The 23,643-nt window shown below is 28.6% G+C and carries 25 protein-coding genes; 4 read left to right on the top strand and 21 right to left on the bottom strand.

Annotated features, from left to right (window positions below; translation table 11 throughout):
• Nucleotides 1–880: 880 nt before the first annotated feature.
• The 3 genes from B2W91_RS06515 to B2W91_RS06505 all read right to left on the bottom strand — a co-directional run bounded on the left by B2W91_RS06515 (nt 881) and on the right by B2W91_RS06505 (nt 2,144).
• A complete protein-coding gene (locus B2W91_RS06515; protein ID WP_291579552.1) occupies nt 881–1,396 on the bottom strand; it encodes a helix-turn-helix domain-containing protein in 516 nt (171 codons plus the stop codon).
• A gap of 232 nt (nt 1,397–1,628) precedes the next feature.
• Nucleotides 1,629–1,781 carry a hypothetical protein gene (locus tag B2W91_RS06510; protein ID WP_291579551.1) on the bottom strand — a complete coding sequence of 51 codons (153 nt, stop codon included), beginning with the start codon at nt 1,779–1,781 and terminating at the stop codon, nt 1,629–1,631.
• A gap of 216 nt (nt 1,782–1,997) precedes the next feature.
• Nucleotides 1,998–2,144 carry a hypothetical protein gene (locus B2W91_RS06505; RefSeq protein ID WP_291579550.1) on the bottom strand — a complete coding sequence of 49 codons (147 nt, stop codon included), beginning with the start codon at nt 2,142–2,144 and terminating at the stop codon, nt 1,998–2,000.
• A 177-nt stretch (nt 2,145–2,321) separates the two neighbouring features.
• On the opposite strand from B2W91_RS06505, the gene B2W91_RS06500 reads away from it, so the two are divergent.
• Nucleotides 2,322–2,801: a helix-turn-helix domain-containing protein gene (locus B2W91_RS06500; RefSeq protein WP_291579549.1), complete on the top strand. Its 480-nt coding sequence runs from the start codon at nt 2,322–2,324 to the stop codon at nt 2,799–2,801.
• Nucleotides 2,802–3,071: 270 nt separating this feature from the next.
• Here the strand turns inward: B2W91_RS06500 and B2W91_RS06495 are convergent, their stop codons facing one another.
• The 4 genes from B2W91_RS06495 to B2W91_RS06480 all read right to left on the bottom strand — a co-directional run bounded on the left by B2W91_RS06495 (nt 3,072) and on the right by B2W91_RS06480 (nt 4,661).
• Nucleotides 3,072–3,332, bottom strand: a complete 261-nt coding sequence (locus tag B2W91_RS06495; protein WP_291579548.1) for a YdeI/OmpD-associated family protein — start codon at nt 3,330–3,332, stop codon at nt 3,072–3,074.
• A gap of 122 nt (nt 3,333–3,454) precedes the next feature.
• Entirely contained in the window at nt 3,455–3,643 is a 189-nt protein-coding gene (locus tag B2W91_RS06490; RefSeq protein WP_291579547.1) for a hypothetical protein, read from the bottom strand.
• Nucleotides 3,644–3,694: 51 nt separating this feature from the next.
• A complete protein-coding gene (locus B2W91_RS06485; protein WP_291579546.1) occupies nt 3,695–3,952 on the bottom strand; it encodes a hypothetical protein in 258 nt (85 codons plus the stop codon).
• A 127-nt stretch (nt 3,953–4,079) separates the two neighbouring features.
• Nucleotides 4,080–4,661 (bottom strand): ERF family protein, encoded by a 582-nt coding sequence (locus B2W91_RS06480; RefSeq protein ID WP_291579545.1) that lies wholly within the window; start codon nt 4,659–4,661, stop codon nt 4,080–4,082.
• Between the two features lie 768 nt (nt 4,662–5,429).
• Between B2W91_RS06480 and hpt the strand changes: the two genes are divergently transcribed.
• Nucleotides 5,430–5,957 carry a hypoxanthine phosphoribosyltransferase gene (gene hpt, locus B2W91_RS06475; RefSeq protein ID WP_291579544.1) on the top strand — a complete coding sequence of 176 codons (528 nt, stop codon included), beginning with the start codon at nt 5,430–5,432 and terminating at the stop codon, nt 5,955–5,957.
• 154 nt (nt 5,958–6,111) lie between these two features.
• On the opposite strand, the gene B2W91_RS06470 is transcribed toward hpt, so the two are convergent.
• Entirely contained in the window at nt 6,112–6,672 is a 561-nt protein-coding gene (locus B2W91_RS06470) for a hypothetical protein (protein ID WP_291579542.1), read from the bottom strand.
• Nucleotides 6,673–7,070: 398 nt separating this feature from the next.
• On the bottom strand, nt 7,071–7,712 hold the full coding sequence (gene yunB, locus B2W91_RS06465) for a sporulation protein YunB (RefSeq protein WP_291579539.1): 642 nt from the start codon (nt 7,710–7,712) through the stop codon (nt 7,071–7,073).
• Nucleotides 7,713–8,052: 340 nt separating this feature from the next.
• Here yunB and B2W91_RS06460 point away from each other — a divergent pair, with 340 nt between their 5' ends.
• The gene (locus tag B2W91_RS06460) at nt 8,053–10,659 is read left to right on the top strand and encodes a transglycosylase domain-containing protein (protein ID WP_291579537.1); all 2,607 of its coding nucleotides are present in this window, start codon (nt 8,053–8,055) and stop codon (nt 10,657–10,659) included.
• A gap of 35 nt (nt 10,660–10,694) precedes the next feature.
• Here the strand turns inward: B2W91_RS06460 and spoVAE are convergent, their stop codons facing one another.
• The 7 genes from spoVAE to B2W91_RS06425 all read right to left on the bottom strand — a co-directional run bounded on the left by spoVAE (nt 10,695) and on the right by B2W91_RS06425 (nt 16,706).
• Nucleotides 10,695–11,051, bottom strand: coding sequence for a stage V sporulation protein AE (spoVAE, locus tag B2W91_RS06455; RefSeq protein ID WP_291579536.1), 357 nt, complete (start codon nt 11,049–11,051; stop codon nt 10,695–10,697).
• A gap of 2 nt (nt 11,052–11,053) precedes the next feature.
• Nucleotides 11,054–12,076 (bottom strand): stage V sporulation protein AD, encoded by a 1,023-nt coding sequence (gene spoVAD, locus B2W91_RS06450; protein ID WP_291579535.1) that lies wholly within the window; start codon nt 12,074–12,076, stop codon nt 11,054–11,056.
• Nucleotides 12,077–12,081: 5 nt separating this feature from the next.
• Complete coding sequence (gene spoVAC, locus B2W91_RS06445) at nt 12,082–12,534, bottom strand: stage V sporulation protein AC (protein WP_291579533.1); 453 nt, start codon at nt 12,532–12,534, stop codon at nt 12,082–12,084.
• A 402-nt stretch (nt 12,535–12,936) separates the two neighbouring features.
• A complete protein-coding gene (gene sigF, locus B2W91_RS06440) occupies nt 12,937–13,692 on the bottom strand; it encodes an RNA polymerase sporulation sigma factor SigF (protein WP_291579531.1) in 756 nt (251 codons plus the stop codon).
• 9 nt (nt 13,693–13,701) lie between these two features.
• Nucleotides 13,702–14,133: an anti-sigma F factor gene (gene spoIIAB / locus B2W91_RS06435; RefSeq protein ID WP_291579530.1), complete on the bottom strand. Its 432-nt coding sequence runs from the start codon at nt 14,131–14,133 to the stop codon at nt 13,702–13,704.
• 13 nt (nt 14,134–14,146) lie between these two features.
• Nucleotides 14,147–14,482 carry an anti-sigma F factor antagonist gene (gene spoIIAA, locus B2W91_RS06430; protein ID WP_039631231.1) on the bottom strand — a complete coding sequence of 112 codons (336 nt, stop codon included), beginning with the start codon at nt 14,480–14,482 and terminating at the stop codon, nt 14,147–14,149.
• 472 nt (nt 14,483–14,954) lie between these two features.
• Nucleotides 14,955–16,706, bottom strand: coding sequence for an Eco57I restriction-modification methylase domain-containing protein (locus B2W91_RS06425; protein WP_291579529.1), 1,752 nt, complete (start codon nt 16,704–16,706; stop codon nt 14,955–14,957).
• Between the two features lie 305 nt (nt 16,707–17,011).
• Between B2W91_RS06425 and B2W91_RS06420 the strand changes: the two genes are divergently transcribed.
• Entirely contained in the window at nt 17,012–17,458 is a 447-nt protein-coding gene (locus B2W91_RS06420; protein ID WP_291579528.1) for a hypothetical protein, read from the top strand.
• Between the two features lie 70 nt (nt 17,459–17,528).
• Here the strand turns inward: B2W91_RS06420 and B2W91_RS06415 are convergent, their stop codons facing one another.
• The 5 genes from B2W91_RS06415 to B2W91_RS06395 all read right to left on the bottom strand — a co-directional run bounded on the left by B2W91_RS06415 (nt 17,529) and on the right by B2W91_RS06395 (nt 23,213).
• The gene (locus B2W91_RS06415) at nt 17,529–18,164 is read right to left on the bottom strand and encodes a cyclodeaminase/cyclohydrolase family protein (protein WP_291579526.1); all 636 of its coding nucleotides are present in this window, start codon (nt 18,162–18,164) and stop codon (nt 17,529–17,531) included.
• An 18-nt stretch (nt 18,165–18,182) separates the two neighbouring features.
• Nucleotides 18,183–19,424, bottom strand: coding sequence for an imidazolonepropionase (hutI, locus tag B2W91_RS06410; protein ID WP_291579524.1), 1,242 nt, complete (start codon nt 19,422–19,424; stop codon nt 18,183–18,185).
• A 22-nt stretch (nt 19,425–19,446) separates the two neighbouring features.
• On the bottom strand, nt 19,447–20,343 hold the full coding sequence (ftcD, locus tag B2W91_RS06405) for a glutamate formimidoyltransferase (protein ID WP_291579522.1): 897 nt from the start codon (nt 20,341–20,343) through the stop codon (nt 19,447–19,449).
• A 33-nt stretch (nt 20,344–20,376) separates the two neighbouring features.
• Nucleotides 20,377–21,900, bottom strand: a complete 1,524-nt coding sequence (gene hutH / locus B2W91_RS06400) for a histidine ammonia-lyase (RefSeq protein WP_291579521.1) — start codon at nt 21,898–21,900, stop codon at nt 20,377–20,379.
• Between the two features lie 452 nt (nt 21,901–22,352).
• Nucleotides 22,353–23,213: a DMT family transporter gene (locus B2W91_RS06395; protein ID WP_291579519.1), complete on the bottom strand. Its 861-nt coding sequence runs from the start codon at nt 23,211–23,213 to the stop codon at nt 22,353–22,355.
• Nucleotides 23,214–23,643 lie beyond the last annotated feature (430 nt).

Genomic DNA, 23,643 nt, shown 5'->3' with positions numbered 1-23,643 from the left:
TATAATTTTCCATACTATCATATTATCATGCTGCTAATATCTTTAAAATATCAAGAAAATATCATTATTGTATCATACCGAATTCTATACTATTCTCCAGCTACAATATATAAACTTTTCAGTCATGTCATTTTCATCACCTCCAATACGGCATTTATATAGATTATTCTAAATAGCACTTATATCTTTATAAGTGCTAAAAAAGCACCTACATAAGTAGATGCTCTTAAGGCATGTGAAAGAAAATAATAAACTAATATACTGGCATATTATTTTTTTCAATATGCCAGTATATAATTTTCCATACTATCATATTATCATGTTGCTAATATCTTTAAAATATCAAGAAAATATCACTATTGTATCATATCAAGTTCTATACTATTATTCAGCTACAATATATAAACTTTTCAGCCATATCATTTCTGCCACATCTAATATGATATTTATATGGATTATTTCAAATAATACTTATATTTCTATAAGTGCTAAAAAAGCACCTACATAAGTAGATACTCTTAAGGCATGTAAAGGAAAATAATACACTAAGTATACTGGCATATTATTTTTTTGAATATGCCTTAATATAATTTTCCATACTATTATATTATCATGTTACTAATATCTTTAAAATATCAAGAAAATATCACTATTGTATCATATTGAATTTTATACTATTCTCTATCTACATTATACAAGCTTTTCAGCCATATCACTTCTGCCACCTCTAATATGGTATTTATATGAATTATTTCAAATAACACTTACATTTTTATAAGTGCTAAGAAAGCACCTACATAAGTAAGTGCCTTTAAATATACTTTTCTATACTATCATATTATCATGTTATTAATATCTTTAAAATATCAAGAAAATATCACTATTGTATCATATCGAATTTGATACCCTCTATTCCAAATAGAAATATACTTAATTCATTAGTCATCTCCTTTACCCATCTTTTAGCTGTTATTACACTACAATTCAATTCTTCTGCTACATCTTCATAACTCTTTTCATCTTTATAATATTTTTCTAAAGCTAAATACTTTTCTGTGGAGCATAATTTTTCTTGCTTATTCTTAAGCATTTCTAGAGCCATATCAATATGAGATAGCATTATTAATGTTTTTGTTTTACTTCTTTTTATACTAAGTATATATAGTTCATCTACGTCATCTAATATATCAAGATAATCACTTTCATCTCTTATTTGATTAATATCATCTATGGCGTTCTTAATATGATTTTTTAAATCATTATAGTGTTTTAATAATAATCTAGTATTATGAAATCTTTTATCTTTTCTTTCAATCATTTTTTCTTTATCATATTCTCTTATAGCTTCTTTTACAGCTTTATTTATTATTTCATCTATGCTAACTTCACTATTCAATAATATCACCTTCCTAATTTTTTAATACTCATACTTATTCATTTATAATTAATTTAATGGTTTAAATAATTTACAGGTTGTACACTTTTATGCGCAATGATAATAATAGGCTTATTTTTAGAATCTGTATTTAAGAAATAGCAGCTTCTTCAATATGCCTTAATATTTCTAAAATCATTACGTCTATATTATATTTCACATTATTTCTTTTTATTGTGTATGACTTTGAAATTTAATTACTACCATTGTTTCCGTTAGTGATTTCTTCCAATAATCCGTGTATTATTTCTATAGAATCATCTATATAATTATCTCCAGGATTGGGAGCTTCTATCGATCTTAAATTGCTTAATATCTCTTCAAGAGATTCTTTGTATCTCTCCATCATATACCCACCTTCACTTTCTTTATTTTGGCCTATTGATATATTAATTTAATATATCGTAATAATGGATTATGCCATCAGGTCATTTTTCTATCTTTACACCTCATTTCTATCACTATTAGTTGTAATACAGAGTAAAAAAATATCTTTCATGCTACAATCAAATTCATTTGACATTTTTAAAGCCGGTGAATGGCTTAATTCTTTATATTCTCCTTATAATTTACACATCATACTGTTACTTATATCTAAATCTTCAACTACTTCTTTAGCTATATTAAATTCAGCTTCTTTTCTTAATATTGTAATATGGTCCACAATATGTTTATTGCCCTTTCTCCGTTTTCTAAATTCTATATTCATATTTTACAACCAATAGTGATATCAGACAAGGGTTATTACAACTATTAGTGGTAATTAAGGTACTATTTTCTTTAATTTACTATTGATAGCTTTGAATATCACCATTGGTTGTATTGATATTTTTATCACTGTCGGTTACAATACTAATAATGATAAAAATTCGTCGAGGTGATTAATGTGATTGGAGAAAAAATTAAAGAATTAAGAAAAGAAAATGAAATTACACAAGAAGAATTAGCTAAAAATATAAATGTTAGCACCTCCATGGTAGGAATGTATGAAACAAATGCCCGTAAACCAAGTTATGAAGTACTGATTAAAATAGCTAAATATTTTCGAGTTTCTACTGATTATTTATTAAATACAGGGGAAAAATTAGATACAGCTATGAATTCTTTAAATAAGATCAACCATATGACCAAAGATACTCTTACTCCTAAACATAAATGTATAAATAAAAATGATGGTAACAAAGAATTATGTGATATTGATCAATTTAGTACTGCGGAAGAAGCTATGCAATTCATATTAAAACAACCATCAGTTATGGGTTTTGGTGGATTTGATATAAATGCAATGAGTGGAGATGAAATATTAGATTTTGCAAATGAATTGTTAAATCAGCTAAAGATATTAAGCTATAAATATAAGAAATAATTAACATATATATTTAGATTAAATGGTCATTATATTACAATACATAATCTAAGATATTCGTATGTCAAGCGCATGCTAAAAGATTCAAACACACCAATTTTACATCTTATTTAAAAATGACTTAAAAAAGGAATGTATCTAATTATATATTATAGATGCATTCCTTTTTACTATAAGTTAATCTACTCAACATTTCTTTAAACTCCATAGTACACATATGACTGAAACTAAAAAAACTGGTTCTACCGGCAATGATAAACATAGAAAGACTTAATACATTAAATTAATAAAATTTAATGTATTATTTTTTAGACTTTTTATTACGTTGCTAATTTTATTTCTAGCCTCATCACCTGTTAAGTTATTGCTTTGTATATATCTAATCACATTTGTTTTTTCAATCTCGCTCAAATTCTCAAAGTAATTTCTTGCTTCTGGTTCTTTAAAAAGTGCCGACCCAAAACCTTCTGGAATGTCAGGGACGTTTGGGTTAGGGTTGTGTCCTAATCCTATAAAGTTCTTATCACTCATTGTTATTATTCCTTTCGTATAGTAAGTTAATGGGATGAAATTCACCCTTAGTGANNTAGGTTAAATTTTCATTGTGGAATCCTATATAATGTGCTGAGACCTAAAAGTAAGTCTTTTTTATATCATTTTGATGTTATTAAAGATTGAACGTACTCTAGCATTTCATTTCTTGATTGTATCCTATGAGTATTGTCAATAATCTGCTGCTGAGCTTCTTGCGATAGTGAAAGAAAAGAATCCATTGCGTTATGTTGTTCAAGCGCTATTCCTAAGCCTAGTGGTATTTCAGGACCATTTGTGCATTTTTCCATCTCGTCACCTCTGATTGTTATCGTAGGAATTTTTCTATATATTTAAATACTTTAACTCATATTTATGAAATCTATTGAGTTATTATTTAGATTTTTTATCGCATTATCAATTTTATTTTTTGCGTCAGTACCTGTTAAATTGTTATTTTGTATGTATCCTATTACATTTGTTTTTTCCTCATCACTCAAATTTTGGAATGAATCTCTTGCATCAGGCTCTTGTAAAAGCGCCATTGCAAAGCCCTCTGGAATATCTGGAACGTTTGGATTAGGGTTATGGCCCATTCCTATAAAATTTTTATCATTCATTTAGTATCACTCCCCTCTTATAAAATTAGTTTAAGCTTGGCGATACAACGCCGGTAAAAGTTATTGCCTTAGTTCTTATCTATAATATTAAATTTATATTTTTATAATCAATCTCGTTCTAAGTTTTTTATTTCTTTCTTAACCACTCCATAGCTGCTTTCCAATCATTTTCTTGTAAATCTTCAAATTTATTAACCTTTCTAAATTTACAAATATATTCTTCTGATATTTTTTTCTCCTTTGATAAGTTCCTTATTTCTTCTGCTTGCTCTTTTGTAATTTTATTAGGTTCTTTTGCTTCTGATATGGTGTGTACTGTAGTAGTGCTACCATCATCCTCATCTTCACTTGCTATGCCAAGCATAGCTGATAGTTGGTATCTTCTAGCGTATGTAATTGAGCTTCCAGAACCTTGTGCTGTAGGTTTATCACTCTTTAATTTTAGAGGTTCACTTTCTATCCACTCTCCACTCTCATGTAATAACATAGTTGTTATAGCCACCAAATTGCCATCTTCACTATTAGGCATTTGTATATAAGATAAACCATGTTTGCTTAAAGGTTCTTTAACTGTATTTATAACTTCATCTAATGGAGCATATTTACTATTAAAAAATGGATTATTTGCTACATTTTTAGGATTTTTAACCTCTGCTTGGAAATCTTTTAAAGCTGAAGCTAGCTCTTTTATACTTTCCGATTTTTTCACCAGTTCTACCTCCTATTCTACTTTTACTGTTATGCTTTCCTCTTCTAAAATACTTATGCCTAGAATAACCTTCCTTGTTTCTATATCTATACCATCTTTGAAAACTTTTTAATACAGCTCCATATAGTTCTTTGCTAATTCTTAATATCCAAGAATTTAGGCTATTTTTCAGAGAATTATTTTCCAATTAAAATATTTAAGTGGTAGACTATATATTAATTTTTTAGATAATTTTATTTATATAGATATATAAATAATCATTTAGTAAAAATAAGGAAATACTAAAGAAAAAGACAATTAAAAATCTTAATATAGATTTTAGGCTTTAAAAAGATAAAATTTATCTTAAGTGATATCTATGTCAAAAGTTCTATATGAGTATTTAAAAGAATTGAAAGATGATAAAAAAATTGTTAATATAAATAATAGGCTTTTTAATTTAAAAACACAGATTCGTGCAGTATCTATTTAAATCAATTATTTAAATTAAGGAGGTATGATATTATAGTAGATGAGCTAAGTCATGCTTATACTACTGAACTTACAGTTAATTAGGTAGATTTTAGGGCTACCACTAAATTTCTTGAACATAATGTTGAATAGGCATTGAGAATATATTCTCATGTAAATAAAAACATGTAAAAAAGCAACGAACATAATAAAAAATTTTTTAATGGATTAAAACTTAGTATTAATCTATACAAAGTTAATGGACTTTTTCGCGATAATGTCCATTATTGTAAATATTATTTAAGGGACGTGATTTCTATGGAAAATAAAAAAGTAAATGTATTAATTTCAAAAGAGCAAATCGATGAAGCTTTAGAGAGACTAGGCTGTGAAATATCTAAAGATTATGAGGGCAAAAAACTCTATGTCCTTTCACTTCTTAGAGGAAGTTTTATATTTGCTGCTGACTTAGTTAGAAAAATTCAAGTTCCAACAAAAATAGGCTTTATGACTACATCAAGCTATGGACATGATGAGCAATCTTCTGGAACTGTTAAGGTAGTAAATGATGTACCTGATAATATAGAAGGATATGATGTACTAATAGTTGATGATATAGTTGATAGCGGTATTACTATGGAATTTGTTATGAATCATATTAAAGAACTAGGTGCTAATACTGTAAAATGCTGTACTCTTTTAGATAAACCATCTAGAAGAAAAGTAGATATTGCACCAAATTATTGTGGATTTGAGATTGAAGATGTATTTGTAGTTGGATATGGGCTTAATTATGGAGATTATTATAGAAATATTCCATACGTATTCAATTGGGAAGAGAACTAATATTATTTTTCTACTGATAACAATACTAGGTTGTTGTCAGTTTTTTTCATTTAAAGGCCTAAAAAATAACTAGTCAACACACTAGTTATTTTTCCCCTTTAATAAAAAGCATCCTAAATTTACATGCTTTTCATATTTATATCATAAGTTAATTTTAACCCACATCATTATTAAAATTTAATTCATTAGAATTTATATAATTTCTTAATAGTCCTCTATAAACAATATTTAATTTATCTAATTTTTGTATATCTGCTGGCTTAATCATTGTAAATTCGCCTTCAAAATTAAATATACCACTTCTTTCTAAAACTTCTGATACAAATTGTGAGCAAAAGTAATGATATTTCCTTTCTAAAGACATTTTAAAAGCTACTGCTAAAACACCTAAAAAATTGTATCTATATTTATCCTGCTCTTCTTCAAACTCTTTAATGATCTCTTTTGCCTTCTCATACTGTTCCAATGTAACATCCATTGAATAAACTATACATTTAGTATTGCAAAACCTTTTATAAACACCATCATCAACCTTCTCTTTAATAAATCCTCCTATAAAAGGATTTTTAGGTGCTTTTCTTCCAAAACTATACATTTCACTTAACTCTGGATCTAAAGCTATAGATGTATGGGAATACTCATTTCTAGTATATATTCTTATGGCTCTTGAGAGAGTTGTTCCTGTAAAAGTAAGCATAATATATATTTTTTCCATTTCTTCCCCCCTAAGTACATAACTAAGAACAAAACTTAGTTGTTAGTTACATATAGATAATATATCAAATTTTAATACTTTGCACAAATAGTTTAAAATACAAAAACTATTATCTCATAAACTTTAGACAATAATTTTTTTACTAAACCCACGAGATTTTAATTCACAACTTTATTCAATTCACAATTCACAATTATGAACATTTCTCAGTTATCACTGAGAAATTTTGAATTGAGTTTGTAGTGGCGAATAGTTTTCGCCACACAATAACTAGCAATTGCATTGCTAGTAAAGATATTAGTTAAAGAAATTATTTTAATTAAAAATAATTTCATCCTAAATTGTGAATTGTGAATTGTGAATTTTGCATTGTGCATTATTATTTATAAGTGGCTATTTTAATTTGAATTCCCGCCATTTAAGTCTAGTTGCACAGAAGTTTCTGGTATTTTTCCTACAATTACTGTTTCTGTTATAGGTAATTGACTAATTACTTCTACTTCATTATACCCTATTGGCAAAACCACCTTTATTTTAGCTTTTACTTCTACGTATATTGTGTGCCTTGTTTGATTAATACCAGCACTTTCAAAATCTGAAATGTATCTAGTTTCCACATGTCCAACAGGTTGCATTGTTGCAGTAATATTAGGGCCTAAATTAGATAATAAATTGTTTTTAGTTACATATCCTATTGGAAACTCTATACCTACTCGTCCAATCTCTTTTAACTCTCTTTGTACTCTTAAAGATACATCCGTAGCAATTTTATTCATTTTAAGAGTATCAGCCTTTAAGAGAATTATATTCCCTTCTAAATCTTTCTCAAAATTAATAATTTCATCATATTCAAATTGATTTATATATTCCTCAATAATTGATTTATTAATTATATCTGTGGCTTTTGCTCTCATCTCCCCATCACATATTACCATAATGTTAGGGGTTATCACCTCATTAAAATAATAAAGAAAGGCTATCAGCACAGTACATATAAAAACTATAATTGATATTATTTTAATTTTTACTTTTATTTTCATATTTTTCATATCTCCTAAAATATTTTTCTAAAATATGGTTTACATTGTAACAAATTAGTAATAATTAATTATATGTACTATTATTCATTTGAAGAATATTTATTATAGATTTTATTAATTCTTTATATTATGGTATAATACAAAAAAACATAATTAAAGTGAGACATTTTCAAAAATAACTAATTAGTATGTTAAGTTATTCTGCACCATACTTTATTAATCTTATTGATACCCCTGGTATCAGTGAGACTAGAGTTCTTGTTTGATACAAAATAACCTAAGCATATTTAAATAGTTATTTTATTTAAGATGTCTAATAGAATCTTAAGGAGGAAACCTTATGAGTGAAAAGAAAAAGGGTTACGCTAAAAAAAAGCGTTCTCGTAAAAAAACCCGTTCCAAAATATTTAAGGGTATATATATAACACTTATTATTGCATTATTGGGATCTATTGCAATAGGTGCTGGAGTGGGCTATGGAATGATAAAAACTGCTCCTGAAATAGATGTTCAAAAATTTCTAGAAGTAGAAGAAACTTCTACAATATATGATAATAGAGGTATATTAATTGATGAATTTAATACCTCTGAAAAAAGAATTTCTGTATCTATAGATAAAGTACCTAAAATTTTAAAAGATGCCTTTATAAGCATTGAAGATGAGCGCTTTGCTTCTCATAAAGGTATAGATTTTAGAAGACTTGGTGGTGCTTTTGTTGCAGACGTAAAAATTAAATTAGGTTTATCTGATGGAAGTCTACAAGGTGCATCAACAATAACTCAGCAATTAGTTAAATATAGGTATTTTTTAGAGGACTCTTTAAATAATAGAGCCTCAATTAAAAGAAAAGTTCAAGAAATGTACTTAGCTTATAAATTAGAAGATAAATTAACTAAAAATCAGATATTAGAATCCTATATGAACACTATATTCTTAGGCGGTAGTGCCCACGGAATCGAAGCTGCTTCTAAGATGTACTTTAGTAAATCCGTTGGTGATTTAACAATTAAACAGGCAGCCTTTATAGCTGGTGCTGCACAAAACCCCTCAGTTTCTTTTGCAAATGCATTTAAGAATTATAAAGAAAATGTGCCTTTTGACTCACCTAGGACAAAAACAGTTTTAGGAAAAATGCTTGAGACAGGTGCTATAAATCAAGCAGAATACGATCAAGCAATGGCTGAAAATTTATTATTTAAGTTTTCATTAAAATCTAACAACAAAATGGACTATGAATATTTCTCAAGACCTGTTATTGAGGAAGTTGCTAAAGACTTAATGACTGTTTATGGATATAATAAAGAAAAAGCTTATGATGAATTAATGTATGGTGGTTATAGAATTCACACTACAATGGATAAAGCTTTACAAGATGAGGTTCAAAAAGTTATTGATGATGAAAATGGCGAATTAATTTCTCCATATATGAATCCTAACCTTCAAGCTTCTGCTGTAATTATGGATTATAAAAGTGGGGAAGTTAAGTGTATAATTGGTGGACGTGGTGATCAGCCTGCAAACTCTTATAATAGAGCTGCATCTGATAATTTCTTAAGAGCACCAGGCTCTAGTTTAAAACCTCTTACAATATATGCGCCAGCAATTGATTCTCAAATACTAACTGCTGGATCAGCTTTTGAAGATGCACCGGTTCCAACAGAAATAGGCTCAAAATATGGTAATCCACCGTATGACACTAAAAACAGCCCTGATATGTATAGGGGATATGTTACTATGAGGGATTCAATTAGAGTTTCTGCTAATACAGTAGCAGTTAGAATTGGTGATGCCATTGGTCTAGATTTGGCAGCAGAATATGGTACTAAGTTTGGTATTCATCTTGATAATGATGATAAAAGTAGCATGGCTGCAATGGCACTAGGCCAATTGGATGGTGGTGCTTTAGCTGGAACTAATCCATTAGCATTATCAAGCGCCTATGGTGCTTTTGGAAATAATGGAATAGTTACAAAGCCAAGATTATACACAAAAGTTGTTGATAGAAATGGTAAAACTATTTTAGAAAAGAAACTTGAAAGTAATAAAGTTATATCGCCTGAAACAGCATATATAATGTTTGATATGCTTAAAGAACCTATAATAGGTACTGGTCCTAGTGCTAATTTTGGTAATATGCCAATAAGGGGTAAGACAGGTACATCTTCTGATTCTAGAGATCTTTTATTTACAGGATTAACACCTTATTATTCTTGTGCAGTTTGGATGGGTAATGACGATTATACCCCTGTTGAAGGTATGAATAGTGATAATCCTTCTGCTCTTTGGGGAAGAATAATGGCAATTGCTCATAGAGATTTACCGTACAAAGAAATTGATAGACCTGCTGGTGTAATTAATGTAGATGTATCTAGAGATTCTGGTAAGCTTCCAACAGATCTATCATATAGAGATCCTAGAGGTGACAGAGTTTATTCAGAATTGTTTATTTCTGGTACTCAACCGACAACCTTAGACGATGTACATGTGGAAGCTGATGTTGTTAAAGGTGCAGATGGAAGATACTATTTACCATCTGAAAATACTCCAAAAGAGAGAATTGAAAGACGCGTCTTTATAACAAGAAGCTATTCTCCATCAGTTTATCTCCAAGATTCTCCATGGGTATTACCAACAGAAAAAGACACAAGTAAATATGACATTATAGATAGTGGCAAAGATAAGGATAAAGATAAAGACAAAGATAAAGATAGTGATAAAAACAAAGATAAAGATAAGGACAAAGATAAGGATAAGGATAAAGATAGCGACAAAGATAAGGATAAAGATGAAGAAATTAATGAAAATGATGCAAATAGTAATAATGAGCCCCAAAGATCTAACCTACAAACTATGAATTTTCATCAATCTTTAACTATAGGTAGTGTATTTAAAAATATATCTTTTACTAAATTTATAGATAATATATCTAATTATATAAAATCTTAACAAATAAAAAGTTGGCAAATTAATTTGCCAACTTTTTATTTTGTTTTAGGATTAAATAATAATGCCATTATATAGCCAAAAACAATTGCACCGGTTATTCCTCCAGCTGTTGCTTTTATTCCTCCTGTAAAAATACCTACAAATCCTTCCTTTTGGACCTCCTCAATAACTCCTTTAGCTAGTGAATATCCAAAACCCGGTAGTGGTACAGTAGCACCAGCTTTTCCTATTTTAACTATTTTCTCATATATATTAAATGTTTGAAGTATTACACCACTTGTAACAAATATAACCAATATCCTACCAGGAGTTAACTTAGTTGTATCCATCAATATTTGTCCTATAACACATATAATTCCTCCTACTATAAATGCAGCTATGTAATCATTCATATTTACTCCCCTCCAATCTCTACAGCCACTGCATGAGCAACTCCCGGTATTGTTTCACCTTGTAATGGAGAAGTGGAGCTTAAAAGTGCGCCTGTAGAAATTAATAATACTTTTTTAAATTTACCTGTAAGCATATTTCTATATATGTATCCAGTCATAACTGCACCAGAAGAAGCACATCCACTCCCACCAGAGTAAGTATTTTGCCTTTCGGAATCAAAAATTTCATCACCGCAATCAATATAGTTTGAGCTAATATCGTAACCATATTCTAAAAGTAATTCTTGTGTGATTTTTTTCCCTATCTTACCTAAATCACCTGTAACTATAAGATCATAATAATTTGGGTTTCTGCCTGTATCTATAAAGTGTTGCTTCAATGTATCCACTGCTGCCGGTGCCATAGCTGCTCCCATTTCATTTGGATCTGTAATTCCATAATCTTTAACTTTCCCTGTAGTTATATGAGTTATATATGGCTTACTTTTGTCATCATTTTTACTAATAATCATGGCACCTGCTCCTGTAACAGTCCACTGTGAAACTGGCGCTCTCTGGCTTCCCATTTCAAGAGGCAATCTAAACTGCCTTTCTGCTGAAGAAAAGTGGGAGGAAGTTGATGCTATAGAGTAATCTGCGCAGCCTGATTCTATAGACATCGCAGCTACACTCATTGATAGTGTCATATTCGAGCAAGCTCCATAAATGCCCATAAAAGGTATATCTAAGTCCCTAGCCATAAAACCAGATGAAAATAATTGATTTAGCAAATCTCCACTAAACATATAATTTATATCACTTTCTTTTAAATTTGCTCTTTCAATACAAGATGATACAGCAGTATAATGAATCTTACTTTCCGCCTTTTCGAATGTATCACATCCAAACATATCATCTTTCAAAATTTGATCAAAATAATCCTTTAGAGGCCCATCTCCCTCTTTTGGACCAACTACATTGTAAGCACTAATTATTCTTGGTTTGCTATCAAGACTTACAGTTTGTGTTCCCATTCTAACAGCCATTGAAATCACCACCTAAAAATATAATATAATAATCCTAAAATAACAGAAGAACCTATACCATAAACCAAAACTGGTCCAGCAACTGTAAACATTTTTGCAGCAACTCCAAATACAAATCCTTCTTTTTTGAACTCTATAGCAGGAGATACAATTGAATTTGCAAAACCTGTAATTGGCACTACTGATCCTGCTCCTGCATAATCTCCTATTTTATCATATACTCCTATACCGGTTAAAAATGCTCCTATAAATATTAGAATAACTGATACATAGCCTGGTATTTGTTCTGTGACAAATCCCCATCTAGTAAGCATATTTTGTATGAATTGGCCTATAACACATATAAGTCCTCCAGTCCAAAATGCACGAAAACAGTTTCTTAATAACTTAGGTTTTGGAATAGCTTTTTCATAAATATCATAAAATCTACTTACTATTTTTTTTTCCTTTGCTTTCATTACTTCACCGTTGACAAATTCTATAAGGTTATACCCTACCTATTTTATTATTTTCTACTATAATTTTTTCATATACTAGCTTTAGTATATAGTTAGTTATAAAGGGTAATTTCCTTACATAGTCACAAATATTTTTGCGCATTTGATTTGTGACATGTCAACATTCTCCTTTCTTCATATTTTTAATAATTATTTTATAATAGATAAAAAATCTTTAAGAATATAAATTTTAATGAAAAATTATAATTTTAAATAAATGATTATAGAAAATTCTTATAATTTTTTATGAATGTTTTTAACTGTTGTCACCTTCTTTGAATTACTAAAATATATCACAATAAATATTATTTCCAATTCATATTATTTTATGAAAAAAAGATAAGATGATAATACATCTTATCTTTAACCACTTAATTTCTCTCTCATCAGTTTTAATACTTTTTTCTCAATTCTAGATACTTGTACTTGGCTTATTCCCATCATTTTAGCTACTTGTATTTGAGTTTTATCTTTAAAATACCTAAGCATTATAATTTGGCGAGATTTTAAATCTAACTTTGTTAGTGCTTCCTTTAAGGCAAGTCTATCTATAACTTCTGTATCTTCTTCATAATCTTCGCTTAATTTATCTATCAAAAGCACAGGTGCGCCATCATCATGGTGGATGGTATCATATAAATATTGCATACTATTTGAAGACTCTAAAGCTGTAATGATATCCTCTTTATCTATTTCTGAAAATTTAGATAATTCTTCAATGGTAGGTTCACGCCCTAACTTTTTAGTAAGTGTGTCCCTATCATAATGCAGCTTTCTAGCAGTATTTTTTATACTTCTGCTCACCTTTATTATACCATCATCTCTTAAAAATCTTTTTATTTCACCTACAATCATAGGTACTGCATAGGTTGAAAATTTCACATTAAAGCTTTCATCAAAATTGTTTATAGCCTTTACTAGACCTATACATCCTATTTGAAATATATCATCATACTCATATCCTCTATTTAAAAATTTTTTACTAAGGGATGACACCAAAGGTAAATTCATTTCTACTAGATTATCTAAAGCTATTTTATCTCCTTCTTTTGCAAGCTTTATAAGTTGCATATTATCATCGTAATTATAGCTATTAGCTTTCTGTGTTTTATCACTCATATTATTCACCTATCTTAAGGAATTAAAGGTCTTTTTCATAATTACTGTAGTACCCTTACCCTTCTCTGATATAACCTCTAAACCATCCATGAAAGTCTCCATTACTGTAAATCCCATACCTGATCTTTCTAAATCTGGTCTTGAAGTATATAGTGGCTCTCTTGCCATCTCTAAATTTTCAATACCTTTGCCTTCATCACTAACCATAACTGTAAGCTCATTATCATCTATAGCAGCCTCTAATGTAACTATTTTATCTCCATCGTCTTCATATCCATGAATAATTGCATTAGTAACTGCTTCTGAAATAGCGGTCTTTATATCTGTTATTTCTTCAATAGTTGGGTCTAACTGTGCTGCAAAGGCTGATACAACTACTCTTGCAAAACTTTCATTTTCAGATTTACTCAAAATTTCAATTTTCATTTTGTTATGATACATATTAATACCTCCACTAAACGCTTTTTATCCCTTGCTCCACATCATCATAAATATCAATAATTTTAAATAATCCTGATAATTCAAAAACTCTTTTTACTGATGGTTTTAAATTGGTAATACAAAGCTTTCCACCTTTCATAGAAAGCTTTTTATATCTTCCTATTACAGCACCTATACCGGAGCTATCCATAAAAGATACTCCAGAAAAATTCATTATAAGCTTATTGATGTTATCTCTATCTAGCATATCATCAATTTTATTTCTCACCTCTGAAGCGTTATGATGATCTAACTCTCCCATAAGCTCTACAATTAACTTATCTTCTATATTGTCAAACTTTAATATCATCTACATCCCTCCATATATTTAAACTAATAATTAATTATTTGATAATAAATTACAAATCATTTTAATCAATACTCTGTAAAATATTACTTTAAGTTAAACTATCAGTATATGATTTTAATTATCATATTATTTCTAAAACATTATAACATAAATATTCTATTAATTACATTATTTTCCTGCAAGAATTAACAATTATTCCATATTTATTTTAAATTAGTGATGTAAAGCAAGTTATTTTTCGGAGTATATTACCAAATATTCTAATTATAAAAGTGCTAAAATTCACTAATAGAAGCGCTTTTCCATCTACAAAAGGGTCATGCTCGAAAATTATTTTATATAAAATCTGCTATATATTTTAGCTTTGTTTTTTATTTCAAAATTTTATAATTTATTGGATGATAGATTAATGTTATAATAATTTACTTCTTTTTAAAAATCCTATGTGCTACTTAAAGCACATAGGATTTTATTATACTGATTGGTTTATTAATTCTATTTCCTTTGCTGTAAGTAAAAAATATTTATATAATTCTTCTTCACAATGAATAGATATTTCATTTATTGGAGGAATCAATAATTTCATAAGATTATTAGGATAGTATTCATATAAATCCTCTCCTAATTTTTTAGCAAAAGTTTTAAAATAAAACTCATAGATTTTACTATTTAATATAAATAATAAAAATTCATAGGTAAATTCGCTTTTTTCTTTTAACTTTAATGCATATACGTCTGCACTAAAATAACTACCAAAATCTAAAGAAAACTTATTACTGGAAGCCTTAAAAGGAAATATTATTTTATAGTCATCAAATATTTCTTTATTTCTCCCCCATTGGAGGTGATACCATTTTCGTACACCTCTTAAGCACTCTCTTCTACTACTAAGTTTTTCTTTATAAGGTGATATATGCTTCATGCAATTAGGATACTTATCTTCATCTTCAATTAAATCTGAGTAAATTATAAAAGAATTTTGTCTATTAACCTGGTTTTGCTTTATAAAACTACTTTTTATCCATGGTTTTAAAAGTTCTTTTTCTAAATTTTCATCCTCGATTATTTCATTTCTTACAACAAAAGCTTTGTCACATCCTGTAATAATTCCTTGATGACTTGTACAAATATCTATTAGTTTCACACTACATTTATTTTCAATTTTCTTTATAATATTCTTAACCTCATAACTTCTAAGTATCCATCGTTCTCCTTGCAAGGTAGATTGTTTAATATAAAACCTATTATAATCTTCTCCTTCATTTAGAAATAAAGAACTATAAAATCTATCATCTTTCCTACCTTTGTCAGATAACGGCTTTATCACTTCAACTTCGCCAAAACTCCCTTTATGCTTTTCCATAAATATTATAACTGGATCAATTCCAACTCCCTTAAAAGGTCGTATTCCATAAAAATCGATAATTTTTTTAATGTGAGTATTTTCATTTAATGTTTTTCTAAGTTCCTTACCACTAGAAGATTCTAAAAAATATCTAGAAGTTATAAATGAAATTCGCCCCTTATTATTTAAAGTGTCCAATGCCTTTTTAAAAAAGCAATAGGACAAATCACTTTTATCTTTGTAAATTTCCTTAAATTTTTCTTTTAACACTATTGAATAATCTTTATCTATAAATTTTGGTCCAACATAAGGGGGATTTCCTATAAAAATATCAAATTTATTATCCTCTTTCCATAAAAGAAAATCTTCATTAATAAAGTTGCAACTAATATTGGAATTACTATGATAAAATAAATCAATTTGAAGGATTTGAATAGCTATTGTATCAATATCAAAGCCATAAATATTATTTTTTATAATATGATTGTTTATATCTTCTTCCTTAAGCTTTAGTTTATTTTTCATATTTATTTCTTTAAGATTTTCTTTGTAAAGATTTACAAGGTGTAAAAAACAAGGAATTAATAAATTTCCTGCACCACAAGCTGGATCAATGATCTTTATAAATGGATTATTAATTATATCCACGCTAGTAATTGTATTCTCTATAATATACTTAGCTATTGGATAAGGAGTATATACTATTCCTTTCTCCTTATTAGTCTTCAATGAGTCATAATAGTATTCACCTATAGGTTTATTATCTTGTATTTTAAACTCTTTTTTAAAAGCCTCAATTGCAATCAATTTAAACATTGCATCTATAGGGTTTAACAATAAAGTATATAGCTCTTTTACTTTTTTCCTAAGAACCTCCACCACACTTCCCCCCCTTTAAAAATTAATTTTAATTGTTTATTTTAGTATATCATATAAAAATTTTTACTTAAACCATATTTTTACTGTAATGGACAAATTTATAGCATTTTCTTTATAATATTTTTTTATATTATATATTTAGTCATATAAAAAAATATCTATTTAGAGTTGATTAATATATTTTATTTGGCTTTGCTTTAATTTAATGTTGAAATTTGATATGTTTTTAAAGTATACTATAATTTAATTAAATCCATATATTAGGATGTAAGATTATTTATATTGAGCAAATTGGGGGAATTGATATGAATTATTCTTTTGGCTTTTCATGGAAAGGCTTTCTTATTGTTTTATTGCCTATGATACCTAATATTTTCTACTTTATGTTTCCAAATGCAATATCATCAAGAAAGGCAGAAAGCAGTCATTTGATATTAGACGCAATAGAGCATGGAAGTCAGTTAATTTATATTGCACTCTTAATTTTTATGATAACTAATAGATATGTATATATACAAAGTAACTATGTAATAGGTATGGCAATATTCCTATTATCTTATTATGTACTTTGGATTCTATTATTTGCAGGCAACAAAAATCTGATAGTACTTATTTGCATGGCAATTTTTCCTGTTGTATATTTTATTTTGGCAGAAATTTGGCTTCACAACTTCCCTGCTATTGTACCAACAGCAATTTTTGGAATAGTACATGTAATAATTACTTATATAGATTTTTCTTCGTCACATTAAGATTATAAGTATAATTATTTCTCTCAAGAAAAAATATGCCAAAACACTTAATGCGTTTTGGCATATTCCATTATATTTTGCTATTAACTATTTTCAATATTTCTTCTCTTAGTCTAGTACCTTCACTACTTATATTTTCAATATCTTTTCCTATACCATTTTTATATTCTTCATCTTTTATTGATGACATATTAATTTTTACATTTAATATAGCTGCTTCAATAGCACTTTGAGTCATAAGAGCAGCAACTCCTGCATCAGAAATTGCATTCTTATTTCCATATTGTGCAGCTATTAATATATATTTATATAGGTCAAAAGCTGCCTTAGCAGTTGATAGCGGTACTTCTAATGATTTCTTATAACCTAATTGTATTTTTTCACTTCTAACTTTCTTTTCCTCTTCACTGTCCTTAGGCATCTTGAAAGCTTCCATAAGTTCTAAAAATACCTTTGTATCTTCATTCATTAAATCTAAGAATTTAAATTTTAATTCTTCAGAGGCCTTTAATGTTTCATCTATAGATGCTTTTTTATCCTCTTCAAGTTCATTATAAGCCTTTTTACCTACAGTTAAATTGCATACCATAGAAGTTAATGCTGACGCTAATGACGCTGAAATTGCAGATACACTTCCACCTCCTGGTGCTGGTGATGATGACGCTAATTCTTCTACAAATTCTTTGACTGTTTTCTTTTCTAACATATATATCACACTCCTATATTAGTTTCCCACTACAATATTACCATTTTTAATGACCTTATATACAGAGTTTATTCCAAAATGATATATTAAATAATTTAAATTTTTAGCATTAAACATGACTATATCAGCTTTTTTTCCTACTTCAATGCTTCCTATTTCTTTTTCACGGTTCATAGAAGCTGCTGAATTTATAGTCATAGCATTTATAATTTCTTCTGGGAACATTCTCATTCCAAAAGAAGCAAACGTCATTACAGTCTGCATAGATTCTGTTGGTGATGTACCAGGATTACAATCCGTAGCCAATGCTACACAAACGCCTTTATCTATCATTTCTCTTGCCCTTGCAAATCTTCCAAGCATTAAATAAAAGGCAGTTGATGGAAGTAGTACTGCTACTACTCCATTATCAGCTAGTGCTTTTATTCCTTCATCACTTGCAGCAATTAGATGCTCTGCAGAGATTGCTTTTATTTCTCCTGCAAGTTCAGCTCCCCCTACAGATTCTACTTCATCTGCATGAATTTTAGGAATTAATCCATGCTCTCTTCCTAGTGAAAGTATTTCCCTACACTCTTCTGTAGTAAATACGCCCTCCTCACAGAAACAATCTATGAATTCTGCTAAATTATTTTCCTTAATATATGGAATCATGTCTTTAATTACTTTTATAAACTCAGCTCTTTTATCTACGTATTCTTTAGGAATAGCATGAGCACCCATAAAAGTTGATACTATATCCACAGGATGAATTTTATTAAGCTCTTTATTTACATTTAAAATCTTAGCTTCTGTTTCTAAATCTAATCCATATCCTGATTTACTTTCAACAGTAGTAGTCCCATGATTTAACATTATATCTAATCTAGCTTTACTCTCTTCTACCAACTGTTCAAAAGAAGCTCTCCTAGTACTATCAACAGTACTTAATATACCACCACCACTGTTTAATATTTCAATATATCCTACCTTGTTTAATTTAAGCGGAAGTTCTCTTTCTCTTGATCCTGAATACACTAAATGAGTATGTGGATCTACAAGTCCTGGAGTTACAGTCTTACCTTTTCCATCAATAATGGTGCAGTTTTCTGATAAATATTTATTATATCCATCTCCAGTTCCAACCTCAGTTATTATATCATTATTAATGACAACATAACCATTATTTATGATTTTGGCGTCTTTCATTTCTTCTTTAGTTTTTTTATAGCTACCTTCACAAGTTACTAAACAGTCAATATTTTTTATTATGATTGACATGAAGTACCTCCCTCTTTAACTTTTATTCACTTACTCTTTTTTCCAATATTTGATCCATAGAGAAGTTTTCTATTTGTAAATAGTATTCTGCACTATTAATTAATGCAGCCATAGGTAAAAGTCCAATAACCTCACTACCTACTACTGGTACTCCATAGCGTTTTGCTTCCATCTTAACCATTTCAAAAGCTCTATAAACTGCTGTTTTTTCATAGTTAACTAAATTCATTGAAACCTGTGCTATATTTCTTTCTTCAAGCATAACTCCCATAGCTTTAACGAATCTTAGTCCTCCACCTAAATGTCTTATAGTTTTAGCAATTTTATCTGCAATTTCTAAATTATCTGTACCTAAATTTACATTGAAAGCTACTAAAGGCTGTCTAGCAGATATTGCAACACATCCACCCTTAACATTTACTTCACTTGGACCATAATCTGGTTTCCAATTTTCTTCTTTAATCTTTTCAAAGAATCCTTCATATTGTCCCTTTCTAACAGTGGCTAGATTCTCTCTATGTGGAGCAGATGCTGCTTTTTCATATAAATAAACAGGTATTGAGAATTTTTCTCCTATAACTTTACCTACTCTATTAGCTATTTCCACACATTCATCCATTGATATATCACTAATAGGTACAAATGGTACTACATCTAGAGCACCCATTCTAGGATGTCCGCCATGATGAACACTCATATCTATAAGTCCATAAACTTTCTCTGCCATGTTAATAATAGCATTTTCTACCGCTGTTGGTTCACCTACTAGTGTAACAACAGTTCTATTATGATCTGTATCACTAGAGTAATCTAATAATTTTACCCCTTCTACTCCTCTTACAGTATCCATAATCTTTTCTATTTTTTCTTTATCTCTTCCTTCACTAAAGTTAGGAATACACTCAATAATTCTTGCCATAAAAATCTCCCTCCCTATGTAATGAATAGTATTTTAATAATTTATTTTTACTACTTTTTCAACCTTATCTAATATTGTATTATCAACAATAATCTCTAAAACTTTATCTAATTCTTTATACATAACAACGTCTTTATCAATAAAGTTTGCAACTTCTCTAACTGCCTCATAACATTCTTTAGTTCCTTTACCTAAAGTAAATCCTTCTCTAAAGTCTATTGCTTGACAAGCAGCTAAAAGTTCTGTTGCTAAAACCCTTTGAGTATTTTTTATTATATCTCTTGCTTTTCTTGCAGCTATAGTTCCCATACTTACATGATCTTCTTGATTTGCTGAAGAAGGTATAGAATCTACACTGGCTGGATGAGCTAATATTTTATTCTCTGAAACTAATGCTGCTGCCGCATATTGTGTAATCATAAATCCTGAATTTAATCCCCCATGCTTAACTAAAAATGCTGGTAGGTCATTCAATTGATAGTTTATTAATCTCTCAAGTCTTCTTTCTGATATGTTAGCCATTTCAGCTACAGCAATTCCTAAAAAGTCAGAGCTCAATGCAATAGGCTGACCATGGAAATTTCCACCTGATATTACATCTCCTTCTTCAGTAACAATTGGATTATCTGTAACAGAATTAATTTCTGTTTCTATTACACTCTGTATATATCTGATTGCATCTTTACTTGCTCCATGTATTTGAGGCACGCATCTTAAAGTATACGCATCTTGTACTCTTATTTCTCCTTGACTTGTTACTAATGTACTGTCTTCAACTAAATTTAATATGTTTTCTGCAGTAATAATTTGCCCTTGATGACTTCTTATTAAGTGAGTTCTCTTATCGTAGGCATCTTTAATACCTCTAAGTGCTTCTAAGCTCATAGCAGCTGCTATATCGCTTAATTTCATTAGATTTATTGCATCATAAATTCCAATAGAAGCTACAGATGTCATAACTTGAGTTCCATTTATAAGTGCTAGACCTTCTTTTGCTACAAGCTCAATAACTTCAATGTTAGCTCTTTTCATTGCCTCTTTACCGGATAGTATTTCCCCTTCATACTCAGCTTCACCTTCACCAAGCATAGGAAGTACCATATGAGATAATGGTGCTAAATCGCCTGATGCTCCTAAAGAACCCTTTTCTGGAATTGAAGGATGTACTTTTTTATTTAACATATCTACTAATGTTTGTAATGTAGATAATCTAATACCTGAATATCCTTTTGAAAGTGCATTAGCTCTTAAAAGCATAATTCCTCTAACATATTCTGTTTCAAGTTTATTTCCAAAACCGCAAGAATGAGAAATTATTAAATTTCTTTGTAGCTCTTTGCAATCTTCCCCTGAAATTGAAACATCAGAAAATTTTCCAAAGCCTGTAGTTATTCCATATATAACCTTGTCATCTTCTACAATTTTATCAACTATGTTTCTAGATTTATTAACTCTTACCTTTGCTTCCTCGCTAAGCTCTACTAGATAATTATTTCTAGCTACGTCTACTATTTGTTGAAGTGTTAAACTATTTCCATCTATAATAACCTTGTTCATATATTTGCCCCCTTTTTTTTATAAATAATATTCTTATTACATATAATTCTTTATAATATTAATTTAACCTTCAAAATAAACGAAATAAAATATTCTGAATATTTTTAATATATTATTGCTTTACCATGACAAAGTAATAATGTTGTGGCAAAATTACAGTAGTTAAAAATAATAAATATAAAGAGTTATAGTAAAAATTTTATTCTTAATACCTTAGTAGTTTTTAAATAAATTTTACACTTAATTTAATCTTCCCATTCTCTATAAATATTATTATAATAAATCTTTCTAGTATAGTTTTGAAAGCTAGCGCTTCACCTAATATTAAACTAACATAAGTTCTAAAGTACCAAATATAACTGCACTAGAAGGATCAATTAATATATAAATAAAATAGCTGACTATATTTCAAAATATTAAAATATAGTGAGCCATTATTGATTTTATTTAAATTATTCTTTTGCTAATATAATCATAGATATAATTATCAGTATGCTTCCTAAAGTAGTTTTAAAATCTACTCCTTCTCCCAATATCAGTATTCCTAATACTAAGGTAACAATAGGTTCTAGTGTTCCAAATATAGAAGCATTAGAAGGACCGATGATTTTAACACCCTGTAAAAATGCTATAAGGCCTATAACTGTAGATATAAATGCTAATAACAGTATGGCTACTAAGCTATAGAACTTTATATTTAAATTAATAGTTTGAGTTGGAAGTCCCAAAGCTAATATGCTTATAGCAGATACTAGTGATATGTAAAAAGTAATAACATAATTATTTGTTGATTTAATGTATTTATGAGAGGCTCCTAATACATAAAAAGAATATCCTATAGCAGCTATTAAGGCTAGTAAAATTCCTTTTATATCATAATTAGCTACTCCTAAATCTACCATTATAAATATCCCTAAAATACAAAGTATAAGACAGAGTATTTTTTTCAAACTTAACTTCTCCCCATAAAATACAAAAGATAAAAAAGTAACTATTGCTGGATAACTATGTATTATCATTGTAGCCATACCTACAGATATATAATTATAAGATAAAAATAACATCGTCGATGTTAAAGAATACCCAGCTACCCCTAAAAATATTAAAAGTGCATATTGTTTTTTTTCAAGCTTTAAAGATATATTCTTGCTTTTTATATAACAAAATAACATTAAAGTTGCAAAGGAAAACCTCAGAAATAAGGTCGTTTGTACACTTGCTCCTCCACTATAAGCTAATTTAGCAAGTATAGGCATTATTCCAAAGGCTATTGCTGATAATACAATATAAAGTATGCCATGTATCTTTTTCATATTCTCCTCCTTAGTTTTATCATCATATATCTTAAATAACATACCTTATAAGATATATGAGAATTTATTATATAAATAATTAATTAAATTTAAAAATATATGAATAATTAAATACAACAATATTTATTATATTATTAAAATCCAGTATTTTAAATACCTTTACAATTTTATCTTCTACAAAATAGAGTTATTCTTTAAAATTATTGTGTAGTAAAAAAAGAAGTCCATTTAGAACTCCATCATAAAGTAAATGTTTATGGATTATTCATTTACTATGTGGACATTTCTCAGTGATTGCTGAGAAATTTAGAATTTGTTCCGTAGCCGCGAACAGTGTTCGCCATAATCACTATCAATTTTATATTACTAGTCAAAAATATGTTTTAGGAAATTGTTTTTCTAAAAAAATAATTTCTTCCTTAATTGTGCA

Origin of the sequence: Clostridium sp. UBA6640 (genome assembly GCF_002455975.1) — a bacterium.
Classification (GTDB): domain Bacteria; phylum Bacillota; class Clostridia; order Clostridiales; family Clostridiaceae; genus Clostridium_J.
This window is presented reverse-complemented; position numbering and strand designations above follow the sequence as displayed.

What these genes read in the sequence shown, in the direction of transcription:
- spoIIAB (WP_291579530.1), bottom strand. Translation starts at nt 14,133, where the DNA reads ATGTATCATAACAAAATGAAAATTGAAATTTTGAGTAAATCTGAAAAT.
- B2W91_RS06470 (WP_291579542.1), bottom strand. Translation starts at nt 6,672, where the DNA reads ATGGAAAAAATATATATTATGCTTACTTTTACAGGAACAACTCTCTCA.
- B2W91_RS06490 (WP_291579547.1), bottom strand. Translation starts at nt 3,643, where the DNA reads ATGGAAAAATGCACAAATGGTCCTGAAATACCACTAGGCTTAGGAATA.
- spoVAE (WP_291579536.1), bottom strand. Translation starts at nt 11,051, where the DNA reads ATGAATGATTACATAGCTGCATTTATAGTAGGAGGAATTATATGTGTT.
- spoVAD (WP_291579535.1), bottom strand. Translation starts at nt 12,076, where the DNA reads ATGGCTGTTAGAATGGGAACACAAACTGTAAGTCTTGATAGCAAACCA.
- hutH (WP_291579521.1), bottom strand. Translation starts at nt 21,900, where the DNA reads ATGAACAAGGTTATTATAGATGGAAATAGTTTAACACTTCAACAAATA.
- B2W91_RS06485 (WP_291579546.1), bottom strand. Translation starts at nt 3,952, where the DNA reads ATGAATGATAAAAATTTTATAGGAATGGGCCATAACCCTAATCCAAAC.
- spoIIAA (WP_039631231.1), bottom strand. Translation starts at nt 14,482, where the DNA reads ATGATATTAAAGTTTGACAATATAGAAGATAAGTTAATTGTAGAGCTT.
- B2W91_RS06415 (WP_291579526.1), bottom strand. Translation starts at nt 18,164, where the DNA reads ATGTTAGAAAAGAAAACAGTCAAAGAATTTGTAGAAGAATTAGCGTCA.
- B2W91_RS06420 (WP_291579528.1), top strand. Translation starts at nt 17,012, where the DNA reads ATGAATTATTCTTTTGGCTTTTCATGGAAAGGCTTTCTTATTGTTTTA.
- spoVAC (WP_291579533.1), bottom strand. Translation starts at nt 12,534, where the DNA reads ATGAAAGCAAAGGAAAAAAAAATAGTAAGTAGATTTTATGATATTTAT.
- B2W91_RS06395 (WP_291579519.1), bottom strand. Translation starts at nt 23,213, where the DNA reads ATGAAAAAGATACATGGCATACTTTATATTGTATTATCAGCAATAGCC.
- B2W91_RS06460 (WP_291579537.1), top strand. Translation starts at nt 8,053, where the DNA reads ATGAGTGAAAAGAAAAAGGGTTACGCTAAAAAAAAGCGTTCTCGTAAA.
- B2W91_RS06505 (WP_291579550.1), bottom strand. Translation starts at nt 2,144, where the DNA reads ATGAATATAGAATTTAGAAAACGGAGAAAGGGCAATAAACATATTGTG.
- B2W91_RS06510 (WP_291579551.1), bottom strand. Translation starts at nt 1,781, where the DNA reads ATGGAGAGATACAAAGAATCTCTTGAAGAGATATTAAGCAATTTAAGA.
- hutI (WP_291579524.1), bottom strand. Translation starts at nt 19,424, where the DNA reads ATGTCAATCATAATAAAAAATATTGACTGTTTAGTAACTTGTGAAGGT.
- hpt (WP_291579544.1), top strand. Translation starts at nt 5,430, where the DNA reads ATGGAAAATAAAAAAGTAAATGTATTAATTTCAAAAGAGCAAATCGAT.
- B2W91_RS06495 (WP_291579548.1), bottom strand. Translation starts at nt 3,332, where the DNA reads ATGAGTGATAAGAACTTTATAGGATTAGGACACAACCCTAACCCAAAC.
- ftcD (WP_291579522.1), bottom strand. Translation starts at nt 20,343, where the DNA reads ATGGCAAGAATTATTGAGTGTATTCCTAACTTTAGTGAAGGAAGAGAT.
- sigF (WP_291579531.1), bottom strand. Translation starts at nt 13,692, where the DNA reads ATGAGTGATAAAACACAGAAAGCTAATAGCTATAATTACGATGATAAT.
- yunB (WP_291579539.1), bottom strand. Translation starts at nt 7,712, where the DNA reads ATGAAAATAAAAGTAAAAATTAAAATAATATCAATTATAGTTTTTATA.